This is a genomic window from Nitratifractor salsuginis DSM 16511 (assembly GCF_000186245.1).
GTDB classification, from domain to species: Bacteria; Campylobacterota; Campylobacteria; order Campylobacterales; family Sulfurovaceae; genus Nitratifractor; species Nitratifractor salsuginis.
In genome coordinates this window covers 2,057,990-2,070,867 of the sequence record NC_014935.1, presented here as the reverse complement: position 1 = coordinate 2,070,867, position 12,878 = coordinate 2,057,990, and the positions used below count along the sequence as shown (strand labels likewise).

The following is a 12,878-nucleotide window of genomic DNA, read 5'->3' as shown; positions in this document are numbered from 1 at the left end:
TTTATGTCGAAAAAATTCGGTTCGCTGCTTTTGCTGCTTCTGGTGTTGATTCTGGTCGTCATCGGATACCGATATATCCATTACCGGACTGTCAACGCCGTCAGCGACGCCGCCTTTATCAAAAGCGACCGGCTGGCGACCCTCTCTTTCAAAGTGGGGGGCAAGGTGATCGAAATGAAGAAAGAAGAGAATCGAGCGGTACACAAAGGTGAACTTCTGGCGCGCATCGATCCGACAGACTTCCTTACCGCCAAAACACGGATGACCCATCGCCTCGAGGCACTGGAGCAGAAGATCGAAGCGGCGTCATTGCGGAAGAACCGCCTCGAAAAAGTCTTGAAACTTCAAAGCGATATCGCACGCAACGATGTGAACGCTACGCGTAAAAATATCGACTCGATGGCACTGAAGATCGCAGCGGCCAAAGTGCGTCTGGCCAAGCTTCAAAAGGATCTGGCGCGTTTCGCCGACCTCTTGGCCAAACGGCTGATCGAAGGTGAAAAGTATGAGACCGTCAAAGCGGAACACGATGCGCTCGTGAAGAATATCGAAGCGATGGAGATGGCGCTGGATGCGCAGAAAGAGAATTTGAAAAAAGCACAAAACGCTTTCAAACTCTCCAAGGTCAACGAAAAAGAGATAGCGGAATTGAGCAAAACCATCGCCTCTTTGCAGGAGCAGCGAAAAGCCCTGCATAGCGCGATCGAGGATTTGGATCACAAGATCGCCTATACCCGGCTTTACGCCCCCTTTGACGGTATCGTCGCCAAAAAGTTCTTCGATGCCCCCAAGGTCATCAAAAAAGGTTCTCCGGTCTATGCGATTACCGACCCCAAAGCCCTCTATTGTGAAGTGCTCCTCTCTGAAAAGAAGATGAAAGGTGTGCAACCCGGCAACCGTGTCGAGATCAGCGTGGATGCCCTCGAAGGAAAGAAATTCGAAGGGAGCGTCGAATCGATCGCCCCAACCTCCGCTTCGACCTTCAGCCTCGTGCCCCGGGACATCGCCAGCGGGGAATTCACTAAACTCGATCAGCGTTTCAACGTCCGGATCAGACTCAAAGAGCTCGATCCGCTGCTCCGGGCGGGGATGGGGGCGACCGTCGCCATCGAGAGGAAATAACGATGGCCCTACCGGCGGAAGATACAACGCTTCAAAGTGGGAAGAAACCCTGGGAGATCACTCCGGGTGAGCGGGCGATCTTCTCTATCATCGTGATGACGGGAGCTTTTATGGCGATCCTGGATACGACGGTGGTGGATGTGATCGTCCCCAAGCTCACCGGTCCCCTGGCGACCGATATGTACGGGGTGCAGTGGATCATCACCAGCTATATGGTCGCCGCGGCGATTGCGTTGCTCATCACCGAATATCTCATCAAACGTTTCGGGGCCAAGGCAGTCTTTTTGGGCGGGGTGGCCCTTTTTACCGCGGCCTCTTTTTTCTGTGGGCTCTCCGACTCTTTGGAAGAGATCATCATCTTTCGGATTATTCAGGGGGTGGGTGAGGCGCTGATTATGGTGACCAGCCATATTATGATCTTCAGTTACTTCCCGCCCGAGAAGCAGGGCTTGGCGATGGGGATCTTCGGCCTGGGGGTGAGCTTTGCTCCGGCTTTGGGCCCTACAATCGGCGGGTATCTGACCGAGTATTACAATTGGCGGATGGTCTTTTTCGTTAATGTGCCGGTGGGGCTGCTGCTGGTGCTGGCAGGCTTGATCTACCTGCCCAAAGAGTCGATGTTCCAGAAACTCCGCTTCAATTTCGTCAGTTTCATACTTTTATCGTTTGCGACGATCTCTCTGCTGGTGATGCTCAGCCGCGGCCAGCAGCTGGGATGGTTCAACTCGATTGAGATCGGCGTGCTCTTCTTCTGCACCCTGATCGGCTTCGCCCTCTATGCCCTGAGCGAGATTAACGCCAAAGATAAGCTCATCGACTTTTCTCTTTTCAAAAATCCGGTCTTTGCCAACGGGATGATGATCTACTTCTTCATTCTCGGCTTTTCGATGTATCAATATTTCTATCTCTTGCCGGTCTATTATGAGCATATCAAGATGCTCCCCACGCTGGATGCGGGGATAGCCGTCTTCGCTTTTGCCGTCTTTATCGGGCTCTTTTCTCCGCTGGCGGGGATGCTGGCCGACAAGATTGGGGCGAAGAAGACGGTGGCGATCGCCGCCTTTTTTTATGTGACGACCTCCATCCTCTTCCTGCCGACACTCAACTACTACACTCCCCTGCACCAGGCGATGGCACTGACGATTCCTTTCGGGATCGGGATGGGGCTCTTTTTTGCCCCGGTGACGGTGATGGTGCTCCAAAGTGCCCCGGCACACAAGGGGGAGCTGGCGATCGTGCTGATGGATTACTTCCGCTTCGTCGGCGGCAGTTTCGGCACGGCCCTGGCGACGAATAATATGGAGTATTTCAAAAACCTGCACTTTCTGAGGATGGAGGAGTTGCAAAATGTCGAATATTTGAGCTACTTCCTGCAGAAAATGCAGGAGAGTCTGGGGATCACGATGGCGCAGGTCAAGGCGATTTTCGGCAACTACGAGGCTTTTATGAGTTACAATTACGGATTCTACAACACCTTTATGCACGCGGGTTATTGGGGTATTTTGGGGTCGGTCTTTGTTTTGCTGCTTTTTGTCAAAAACCCGTTTGGAATCAAAAGGAGATGATATGAGAGGCATTGGGCATTGGGCATTGGGCATTGGGGGGAGTTTGCGGCGAGGGCCGGCAGCTCTTTTGTTCGTATCTTCGTTGCTGGGGACGCTTTCGGTTCAGGCCCAGAGCTATCGTGAGATCATCCGGCATATCGCCGAAACGCCCGCGATGCAGAGTGCGAAACTGATGGAGCGCGCAGCGGGGGAGATGGCGTCGGCGGCTGAGGGGAAGAACCTGCCCAGTATCGATCTCTCGGTGCAGGGGGCGTGGCTCAAAGATACCCCCGAGATGATATTGCATTTTCCTATGTTTCCTAGCCAACCGCTGCCTATGGGGAAAACCCGCCAATTCGTCGGGGAGTTACGTCTGAGTTATCCGCTTTTTACCGGCTTCGCCATCAGTGCACAGATCGAGCGGAGCCGCCTGGAGGCCCAGCGGGCGAAGCTGAAGGTTCAGGATCTGCGCCGCAACCTGATCCTGAACGCGACGCAGCTCTACGGAGCCATCGAAGCGACCGAAGCGGCTCTGGCGGCCGAGAGAGAGGCAAAACGTGCGACGCTTAGTGCCCTGAAAAAAGCGGAGGGGTTCTATAAGCACGGCCTGCTTCCTCCGGCGGATCTTTATAATATCAAGGCGAAAGTCTATGACGTAGAGGCGGCCATAACGCAAACCGAATCCCAAAAAGAACAGCTGCTTAATCAACTCTCCTATCTCAGCGGGACAACGGTGCACTCCATTCACGGTTCGATCCCTCTGCCCGATCCCTCCTCCAGAAAGAGGGTGAAAAAACTGGCTTACCGCTATCGCAGTGATATCCGGGTGCTTCAGACGCTCCTGAGGGTCGATGACGCCCAGATCCGTCTGGCCGAAAGCCGCTACTATCCTACCGTCGGTGTGGCGGCGGGGCTCAAGCGGCACGGGGATACTTTAGCGCTGAACGGGGACGGATTTACCAATGCCGACCAGAGTTATCTGGGAGTCAATGTCTCCTGGAATCTCTTCAACGGCGGCAGCGATCGGCATACGGTGGAGGCAGCCCGATACAAGAAGCTTTCCGCCGCTTCATCCCTGTTGGATTATCGCTGGCGGGTCGCTACGGAGATCGACAACGCCTTTACCGAACTGAGGGCTTTGCGTTCCAAATTCAGGAGCGCCCGGATGCAGGTGAAGGCCCAGGAGGAGTATTACAAGCTGACACTGGGTCGTTTTGACAATCAGCTCGCCAGTGCCGATGAGCTGAGCCGCTCCATCGCCGATCTGGCCAGGGCTCGTGCCCGTGCCGCTGCAATCCGGAGTCAGATCCGGGTCCAGAGGGCAAAGATCTGGCTGCTGAGCGGGGTGAAAGGCTTTGAGAGAAAGCTCGGCATCGCGGGACGATGATGGGCCATTTTGTGTTATGTGCTAAGTGTTAAGAAAAAGCGTTGCGAAGCAACGCAAACCGTAGTTCCTCTCTCCTAATTCCTCGTTCCTCACTCCAGGAGGCCGGTTTATAAACCGGCCTCCTGGATAGCTTCCGCCTGGGCGTGGGCGATGAGGGGGTCGATGACCTGTTCCAGGGTGCCGTTGTTCATCACATCGTCCAGGGCGTAGAGGGTCAGGCCGATGCGGTGGTCGGTGATGCGGTTTTGGGGGTAGTTGTAGGTGCGGATCTTTTCGCTGCGGTCTCCGGAGCCCACCTGGAGTTTGCGCTGCCCGGCGGTCTCCTCCATCTGTTCGCGCATCATCGCTTCGTGGACCCTCGCTTTGAGGACCTTCATCGCTTTGTCCCGGTTTTTGTGCTGGGATTTCTCATCCTGGATGGCGACGACGATGCCAGTGGGGAGGTGGGTGAGGCGGACGGCGGAGTCGGTGGTGTTGACGCTCTGGCCGCCGCATCCGCTGGAGCGGTAGACATCCATCTTGATCTCGTTGGGTTTGATGTCGATCTCCACATCCTCCACCTCGGGGATCACGGCGACGGTGATGGCGGAGGTGTGGACCCGCCCCTGGGTTTCGGTGGCGGGGACCCGCTGGACCCGGTGGGTGCCGGCTTCGAATTTGAGTTTGCTATAGACCCCTTCGCCTTTGACCAGGGCGATGAGCTCTTTGTAGCCGCCGGCGGTCCCTTCGGAGGAGCTGACGATCTCAACTTTCCACCCCTGGCGCTCGGCGAAACGCAGATACATTTTGAACATATCCTCGACGAAGAGGGCGCTCTCGTCCCCGCCGGCCCCGGCTCTCAGCTCCAGGTAAATGTTTTTATCGTCGTTGGGGTCTTTGGGGATCATCAGGACTTTGATCTCCTCTTCGAGCCTGGGCAGTTGAGGTTCCAGCTCGGAGAGCTCCTCTTTGGCCAGTTCTCCGAATTCGGGATCGGAGAGCATCGCCTTGTTCTCTTCGATCGCTTCGCTGATCTCCAGATATTTTTGTGCCTTTTCCACCAGCGGGGCGATGGAGGATTGCTCTTTGCTGAGCTCGGTCATCTTTTTGACATCGGCGGCGATCTCGGGAGAACTCAGAAGGCGGTTGATCTCTTCGTAGCGGTCGATAAACGGCTGAAGTTTCTCTTTGAACATTATTCAGTCCTGAAAAATAGAAATAGGAAAAAATCCCGGCACAAAACCGGGAGGGTATACAGATTGGATGGGGGAGGGGAGGTTAGGCGGCTTCGATGTTGTTGACCAGCTTGTGCAGGCGGCTGACCTTGCGGGAAGCGGTCTGCTTTTTGAGGAAGCCTTTGCTCACGTAATGGTGGAGCTGCTTGTTGGCGATTTTGAACGCCTCCAGCGCCTTCTCTTTGTCTCCGGCCTCTGCCGCTTCGCGGACGGCGCGGATGATGTTCTTCATCCGGGTGCGGTAATAGCGGTTGCGCTCAGTCTTCTTGACGGTCTGCTTGATGCGTTTTTTCGCTGACTTGTGATGTGCCATAAACTCAGTCCTTTTATTTGAAAATATTCTGCTTCGGAAATAGTCTGCCTGGATGCAGGGTCTATTGAGTGGGCGAATATTACCCAAAAAAAGCTAAATCGAAAATGAAAAAGTGAAAAAATCCTCCCCTTTGGATAGAATATCTCTCAAAAAAGCTCGATTTGAAGTAAGAAGGGAACGATGATGGGAAAACTGTTCGGTACGGATGGGGTGCGGGGCAAGGCAGGGGTCAAAGTCTCGGCACCGGCGGCGATGCGCTTGGCGATGGCGACAGGAGCCTATTTCCGCCCCCATTCACGGACCAACAAGATTCTGGTGGGCAAAGATACGCGCCGCAGCGGCTATATGATCGAAAACGCTATCGTCTCCGGCTTGACCGCCGTGGGGTACGATGTGATCCAGATCGGGCCGATGCCGACACCGGCGGTGGCTTTCCTGACCGAAAATATGCGCTGTGATGCCGGAATTATGATCAGCGCCAGCCACAACCCCTATTATGATAACGGGATCAAGTTTTTCGATGCCGAGGGGAACAAGCTGAATCGGGAAGTCGAAGAGAAGATCGAAGCGATCTATCAGGACGACGAGGCGATCGCCAGGGCCCAGAAGACCGGGAAAGAGATCGGCAAATCGAAGCGGATCGACGATGTGATCGGACGCTACATCGTCCACATCAAAAACTCCTTTCCGAGATCCCTGACCCTCTCCGGACTGCGGGTGGTCGTCGACTGCGCCAACGGGGCGGGCTACCGGGTGGCCCCCACGGTTTTGAGCGAACTGGGGGCCGATGTGGTGGTCCTCGGCGATGAGCCCAACGGTTTCAACATCAACGAAGGGTGCGGGGCGATGCACCCGGAATATCTGGCCAAAGAGGTCCTGCGCTACCGGGCCGACGTGGGGGTGGCCCTGGATGGGGATGCCGACCGTCTGGTGATGGTGGATGAGCGGGGTGAAGTGATCGACGGGGACAAGCTGATGGGGGTCCTGGCGATTTATCTCAAAGAGCAGGGCACCTTGCGCAACGACGGAATGGTCGCGACCGTGATGAGCAACCAGGCGCTTGACGACTATCTGGCCCGGCACGCTATCACCCTCTACCGCAGTGCCGTGGGAGACAAAAACGTGGTGGAGATGATGCAGTCAAAAGGGCTCAACTTCGGCGGGGAGCAGAGCGGGCACATCATCTTCAGCGATTTTGCCAAGACCGGCGACGGGATCTCCAGCGCCCTACAGGCTCTGGCCTATCTGGTCAGCAGCGGCAAACGGGCCAGCGAAGCCTTCAACCCTTTCGAACTCTATCCCCAGAAACTGGTCAATCTGAATGTAGCGACGAAACGGCCGCTGGAGGAGATCCGGGGGCTGGCGGAGCTTCAAGAAAAGATCGAAGCGGCCGGGATGCGTCACCTCTTCCGCTATTCCGGGACGGAGAATAAAATCCGCCTCCTCATCGAAGGCAAAGATGCCCAAGCCCTGGAAGAGGCGATGGAGGAGGCGGAAGCTCTCTTCCGGCGGGAATTGGTCCGGTGAGGAACTGGGCGGTCTTTTTCCTGGCGGCGCTGGGGACTTTCATCATCGATCAGGGGATCAAGGAACTCTTTTTGGAAGGCTACCAGTGGCAGAGCCGCTGCCTCTCTTTGGAACTCCATCTCAATCGGGGGGTGGCTTTCAGCCTTTTTGCCTTTCTCGGCTCCTGGCTTAAGTGGTTGCAGCTTCTGCTTGTCGGCGGGCTCTTTCTCTTTTTCCTCCGGGAAGGGTGGATCCGCCGCCACGCTTTTGCTCTGGGCCTTTTGCTGGGGGCTGCGGCGGGGAATCTCTGGGACCGTTTCGCCCACGGGGCGGTGGTGGATTATGTCTATTGGCACTGCGGATTCGACTTTGCCGTGTTTAACTATGCCGATGTAATGATCGACCTCTCCATCGCCTGGCTGCTCTGGAGCGGCTGGCGCGAGCATCGGCGCTCCAGGGGTTAAAGTGCGCATTCTCCTGCTGCTCCTGGGGCTCTGGAGCTTCGTGTCGGCGGAAGTCTATCCGGTCAATATCTGTCCTGAGGGGCAAAAGAGCGATCGGGTCGGATCTCTGCGGATCCTGGATCAGAAAGAGCTGATCTACCCCGAGATCGACGGGAAACACTTCGCCGAAATCTCCGATCTGGCCTATCTGAAAAAGCGCCACTGGCTTTTTATGGTCAGCGACGAAGGGAAGCTTTTTCGTTTCCGCGCCCTCTTCGGGCCGGAGAAGATACGTGAACTGACCCCCCTCGATGCCTCGAGACTTCGCAGGAAAAACGGAAAAAAACTCAAAAAATGGCGTCGGGACAGTGAAGGGCTTGCACTGGACGGGAAAGGGCGGCTTTATGTCAGCTTCGAGGAAAAGCCCCGTATCGCCCGCATCACCTATGACGGCCGGATCGTCAAATATTTGCCCCTCCCGCGCGTCATCGATCGGCAGAGCAGGTTCCGCAGCAAAAACAAGGGGCTCGAAGCCCTGGCCTGGCATCCGAAATACGGGCTGGTGACCGCTGCGGAGTATCCGGTCAAAGCGTCGAAAAAGAGTCTGCAGCATCTCTACTCCCTCCGGGGTCGGCAATGGAGCTTTAGGCGTGGGAAAGAACGCCATAGTGCCATTACCGCCCTGGAGGTTCTGGACAATGGGAACTTTCTGGTCCTGGAGCGGGCCTATAACGGCCTGCTGGAGCCGATGGTGATCACCCTGCGGGAAGTGCAGATCGACCGCTGCCGCCACGGCCTCTGCCCCACGAAAACCCTGGCCCGCCTAGACAGCTCCAAAGGGTGGGCTGTGGATAATTTCGAAGGCTTGGCCAAAGTAGGGCCCGATCGTTTCGTGATGGTCAGCGACGACAATGACAATTTTTTCCAGAAGACTTTGCTGATCTATTTTCAAGTTTTAGGTCATTAGAGTTTATGCACAGATGGGTCGCTTTGCGGTAGGAGTGTTGTGAAGCGCATCTATACAGAGGATGATTGGATAAAATACAAAGCAAATTACCAGCACTAAAAGGTCCGAAATTATGAGTGAAAAGAGAAAAGATTTTCTGCGTGCGATTGTAGAACGTGATCTGGCGGAGGGGAAATACAAAGAGGTCGTCACCCGTTTTCCTCCCGAGCCCAATGGCTTTCCCCATATCGGGCACGCCAAATCGATCGTGCTCAACTTCGGCATCGCGCGGGATTACAACGGGCGCTGCCATCTGCGGATGGATGATACCAACCCCGAGACGGAGGAGATGCGCTACGTCGAGGCGATCAAAGATGCCGTCAAGTGGCTGGGTTTCGACTGGGGAGAGCATTTCTATTTCACTTCCGACTACTTCGGGCGACTCTACGACTATGCTGTGGAGCTGATCAGGATGGGCAAAGCCTACGTCGACAGCCTGAACGAAGAGGAGATCCGCGAATACAGGGGGACCGTGACCGAGCCCGGGCGGCGCAGTGTCTATGCCGAGCGCAGTGTGGAGGAGAACCTGGAGCTTTTCGAGCGGATGCGCAAAGGGGAATTCCCCGAGGGGGCCCACGTGCTCCGGGCCAGGATCGATATGGCTTCGCCCAATATGAAGATGCGCGATCCGCTGCTCTACCGCATCCGCCACACTCCCCACTACCGGACGGGGGAGACGTGGCATATCTATCCGATGTATGACTTCGCCCACTGTCTCTCCGACTACATCGAAGGGATCACCCACTCCTTCTGCACCCTGGAGTTCGAGAACAACCGGGAAGTCTACGACTGGATTCTCGATACCCTGCAGGTCAAACCGCCCCGCCCCCATCAGTACGAGTTCGCCCGGCTCAATATGAACTATACCGTGATGAGCAAGCGCAAGCTCAGAGAGCTGGTGGAAAAGGGAGCGGTGGAGGGCTGGGACGATCCCCGTATGCCCACGATCGCCGGATACCGCCGTCGGGGATACACCCCCGAATCCATCGTCAATTTCTGCGAAATGATCGGGGTGGCCAAGGCCAACTCCGTGGTGGATGTCTCTTTGCTGGAGTTCGCCATCCGGGACGACCTCAACCCCAAGGTCCCGCGGGTGATGTGCGTGCTGAACCCGCTGAAGGTGGTTATCGAGAATTATGAGGGTTCCGAAGAGATCGACGCATCCTACTACCCCCACGATGTGCCCAAAGAAGGCAGCCGCAAGCTCCCCTTTTCCCGGGAGATATACATCGATCGAAGCGACTTCGAAGAGAATCCCCCCAAGGGCTACTACCGCCTCACCCCCGATCAGCCGGTGCGGCTCAAACACGCCTACATCATCCGCTGCAAAGAAGTAATCAAGGATGAGGAGGGTGAGATTATAGAGATTCGGGCCGAGTACTACCCCGACTCCCGAAGCGGCAGCGATACCAGCGGCATCAAAGTCAAAAGCGCCATCCAGTGGGTGGAGGCCAAGCGGGCCGACCGGGTGGAGGTGCGGCTCTATGACCGGCTCTTTAGAGTCGAAAATCCCCAGGGGCCCGAAGACCTCAACCCCGATTCGCTGAAGATCATCCCCGAGGCACTGATCGAGCCCTCCGTCCTGGCCGAAAAGCCCGACGAGCGCTTCCAGTTCGAGCGGGAGGGGTATTTCTATCTCGATCCGGTGGCGTCCGAGGAGGGGCATCCCGTCTTCAACCGGATCGTTCCCCTCAAAGACTCCTGGGCCAAAAAGAGCCAAAAGAAGCCGGCTGCGAAAGAGCAAAAACCGGCGAAGAAAGAGCAGAGCAAAGTCCCCCAAAAAGAGGGAGAAGTCACGCCGATGAACGCCGAGCAGCAGGTACGTTTCGAGCGTTACACGGGTGAATTGGGCCTGGGGACCACTGTGGCGGAGATCCTGGCCAGGGACGAGGCCCTTTCAGTCTTCTTCGAGCGGGCGATGGAGGAGACTGAGGCCCTCTCTACCCTGGCCAACCTGGTGGCCAACGAAGTCTCCAAAGCGATCAAGGAGCAAGGTGTGGAGACCTTGCGCTTCACTCCGCAGCAGATCGCCCAATTGGCGGGGATGATCGAAGCGGAGGAGATCTCCAGCAAGATCGCCAAAGAGGTCTTCGAAGCGATGGAGAGAGAAGGGGTGGACCCTCTGGCCTATGTGGAGGAGCGGGGGCTCCGCCAGATCAGCGACCCGAATCAGATCGCCCCCATCGTCGATGAGGTGATCGCCGCCAATCCGGAGAATGTGGAGAAATACCGCGCGGGCAATGAACGGCTCTTCGGTTTCTTCGTTGGGCAAGTGCTCAAGGCTACTGGGGGCAAAGCCAATCCGAGGGTAGTCAATGAGCTCCTAAAGCGGAAGCTTTCAGGAGAGTGAGGAGTTAGGAGTTAGGAATTAGGAATTGAGGTTTGCGTTGCTCGGCAACGCCTTTTTTGAATTGATTGTCGAGACTCGAGAAATCAGCAATAGCTATTCATATCCCCTAATCGCCTTTAATGGCTTTTAATAATCCCAAATGACCAATGACTAATGACCAGTGACCAATTACTTGCGACTTGAGGGGCGAAGCCCCGTGCCTGCGACGTGCGACTATATATAAGGCGGTAGAGCTTCCAACAATGCCCGGTGAATCGCCGGGGTACCGGTGACGATCCCCCTGTCGCCGAAGCGGTAGGGCTCTCCTGCCAGGTTGCTGACTCTCCCTCCGGCCTCTTGGACCAATAAAATTCCCGCCGCGACATCCCAGGGTTTGAGATTGATTTCGTAAAAAGCGGCGAAGATCCCCCGGGCTAGATAGCTCAGATCGCAGGCGGCGGAGCCCAGGCGGCGTAGGTCCTGGATCCGGGGGAGGATTTCGGCAATGGCGTCGACCACCCAGCGATACTCCGCTCCCCGATTGACCTTGGCGTAGGGAAAGCCGGTGGCGATCAGGGCATTTTGCAATGTCTGGTCCTCGGAGACCCTGAGCTGCTCCTCTCCCAGCCAGGCCCCCCGGCCCCTTTCGGCCCAATAAAGTTCGTCGAGGATGGGGTTGTAAACCACGGCCATTGTCGCTTCGCCCCCTTCCCAAACTCCCAGGGAGACAGCCAGGTGGGGGATGCCGTGGACGAAGTTGGTGGTGCCGTCGATCGGATCGATGTAGATCGCCCGCTCCAGATCCCAGCTACCTGTATAGCTCTCTTCTCCCACCAGGGTATGGTCGGGGAAGGCTTCGCTCAGAGCATCGAGCAGGAAACGCTCCGTTTCGACGTCATACTGGGTTACCAGGTCCACCACCCCTTTGTGATGGATCTCTTTGTGGGAATGATACCCCCGGCGGACAATTTCCCCCGCTTCCCGCGCAATTAGCTTCAACAATTTAATATCAGACATTATTTATCTCTCCCAACAACTCTCAATCAATTTTACAAAATAACCTAACGGGCAACCAGGTGACCGAGCAATAAAACCTCTCAACGCTCAGCGCTTAACGCTCAACCCTCTCACAATGACCATTCCGGATTATATCCCTTTGGCTATAATCGGCCTATGAAATGGCAAACGATTTTGGGATTGATCTGGACAGCGGCTCTGGTGGTGACGATGGCCTGGCTGGGCAAAGAGGGGTATCGCGCAGCGATCGCCTATGAACAGGCCTCCGCCGAGAGCGCCAAAATGATGGAGGCGGAGCAGGTGGCCCAGTCACGGCTCAAGGATTTGGCCAGCACGCTGACCTTCGGGATGGTAAAAAACGATCTACGAGAAAAGCTCCAACGCCTCGAGGCCCAGCAAGAACAAGCCCGGCAAAAGGCTCGGCGCATTGTCCTTTGGTTCGCCGGTACGGCATTGTCCGCCCTCGTGAGCGCCTTTTTCCTGCCGATCCGCCTGGCAACGGGCCTACTCTCCGTTGCCGCCCTTATCGCCCTCATCAACGGCCTGATCACTCCTATTTTGATGGTGACGGTCCACAAAAACGTAGAGTATCTGGGGGATGTGGTGCTCTCCTTCGAATCCAAAGGGATCCTGGGTTCGGTGGCGAAGCTTTTTCACGAGGGCAATTGGCCCATCGCCGGGGTGATTCTGCTTTTTTCGGTGCTGCTCCCCGCGCTCAAGACCCTCTCCCTGCTCTTCGTCTCTCTCTATGAAACCCGCCCTTTCGCCGCGAAGATGGTGCGTTTTTTCAAACATCTGGGCAAATGGTCGATGCTCGATGTCTTCGTCGTGGCGCTGCTGCTGGTCTTTCTGACCTCCCGGGGCACCGATGTCAGCCGGGCCGAAGCGGAGATCGGGATCTACTTTTTCCTCGCCTATGTGATCCTCTCCCTGGCGGCCAGTCTGGCGGCGGAGAAAATGCTTGAGGGAGTGAGGAGTGAGGAGTGAGGAATTAGGA

General features: G+C 56.2%; 11 protein-coding genes. 8 read left to right on the top strand and 3 right to left on the bottom strand.

The features are described from left to right. The first annotated feature begins 3 nt into the window (after positions 1-3). The 3 genes from NITSA_RS10560 (at position 4) to NITSA_RS10550 (ending at position 4,053) form a co-directional block, all read left to right on the top strand. The gene (locus tag NITSA_RS10560) at positions 4-1,122 is read left to right on the top strand and encodes an HlyD family secretion protein (RefSeq protein WP_013555020.1); all 1,119 of its coding nucleotides are present in this window, start codon (positions 4-6) and stop codon (positions 1,120-1,122) included. A gap of 2 nt (positions 1,123-1,124) precedes the next feature. Next, positions 1,125-2,687 carry a DHA2 family efflux MFS transporter permease subunit gene (locus NITSA_RS10555; protein WP_013555019.1) on the top strand — a complete coding sequence of 521 codons (1,563 nt, stop codon included), beginning with the start codon at positions 1,125-1,127 and terminating at the stop codon, positions 2,685-2,687. Between the two features lie 67 nt (positions 2,688-2,754). Next, complete coding sequence (locus NITSA_RS10550; protein WP_169308548.1) at positions 2,755-4,053, top strand: TolC family protein; 1,299 nt, start codon at positions 2,755-2,757, stop codon at positions 4,051-4,053. Between the two features lie 107 nt (positions 4,054-4,160). Here NITSA_RS10550 and prfA read toward each other — a convergent pair whose 3' ends face one another. Both prfA and rpsT read right to left on the bottom strand, forming a co-directional pair. Beyond that, positions 4,161-5,228 carry a peptide chain release factor 1 gene (gene prfA / locus NITSA_RS10545; protein WP_013555017.1) on the bottom strand — a complete coding sequence of 356 codons (1,068 nt, stop codon included), beginning with the start codon at positions 5,226-5,228 and terminating at the stop codon, positions 4,161-4,163. A gap of 82 nt (positions 5,229-5,310) precedes the next feature. Beyond that, the gene (gene rpsT, locus NITSA_RS10540; protein ID WP_013555016.1) at positions 5,311-5,580 is read right to left on the bottom strand and encodes a 30S ribosomal protein S20; all 270 of its coding nucleotides are present in this window, start codon (positions 5,578-5,580) and stop codon (positions 5,311-5,313) included. Between the two features lie 180 nt (positions 5,581-5,760). Here rpsT and glmM point away from each other — a divergent pair, with 180 nt between their 5' ends. From glmM to NITSA_RS10520, 4 genes are all read left to right on the top strand, one after another. Further along, positions 5,761-7,107 carry a phosphoglucosamine mutase gene (gene glmM / locus NITSA_RS10535; protein WP_013555015.1) on the top strand — a complete coding sequence of 449 codons (1,347 nt, stop codon included), beginning with the start codon at positions 5,761-5,763 and terminating at the stop codon, positions 7,105-7,107. Continuing rightward, a complete protein-coding gene (lspA, locus tag NITSA_RS10530; protein WP_013555014.1) occupies positions 7,104-7,550 on the top strand; it encodes a signal peptidase II in 447 nt (148 codons plus the stop codon). Before glmM ends, lspA begins: the two co-directional genes overlap by 4 nt. Before the next feature lies 1 nt (position 7,551). Further along, positions 7,552-8,496, top strand: a complete 945-nt coding sequence (locus tag NITSA_RS10525; protein ID WP_013555013.1) for an esterase-like activity of phytase family protein — start codon at positions 7,552-7,554, stop codon at positions 8,494-8,496. 112 nt (positions 8,497-8,608) lie between these two features. After that, on the top strand, positions 8,609-10,885 hold the full coding sequence (locus NITSA_RS10520) for a glutamine--tRNA ligase/YqeY domain fusion protein (RefSeq protein WP_013555012.1): 2,277 nt from the start codon (positions 8,609-8,611) through the stop codon (positions 10,883-10,885). 213 nt (positions 10,886-11,098) lie between these two features. On the opposite strand, the gene NITSA_RS10515 is transcribed toward NITSA_RS10520, so the two are convergent. Further along, positions 11,099-11,881 (bottom strand): inositol monophosphatase family protein, encoded by a 783-nt coding sequence (locus NITSA_RS10515; protein ID WP_013555011.1) that lies wholly within the window; start codon positions 11,879-11,881, stop codon positions 11,099-11,101. A 156-nt stretch (positions 11,882-12,037) separates the two neighbouring features. Between NITSA_RS10515 and NITSA_RS10510 the strand changes: the two genes are divergently transcribed. Next, the gene (locus NITSA_RS10510) at positions 12,038-12,868 is read left to right on the top strand and encodes a paraquat-inducible protein A (RefSeq protein ID WP_013555010.1); all 831 of its coding nucleotides are present in this window, start codon (positions 12,038-12,040) and stop codon (positions 12,866-12,868) included. The last annotated feature ends 10 nt before the right edge of the window (positions 12,869-12,878 follow it).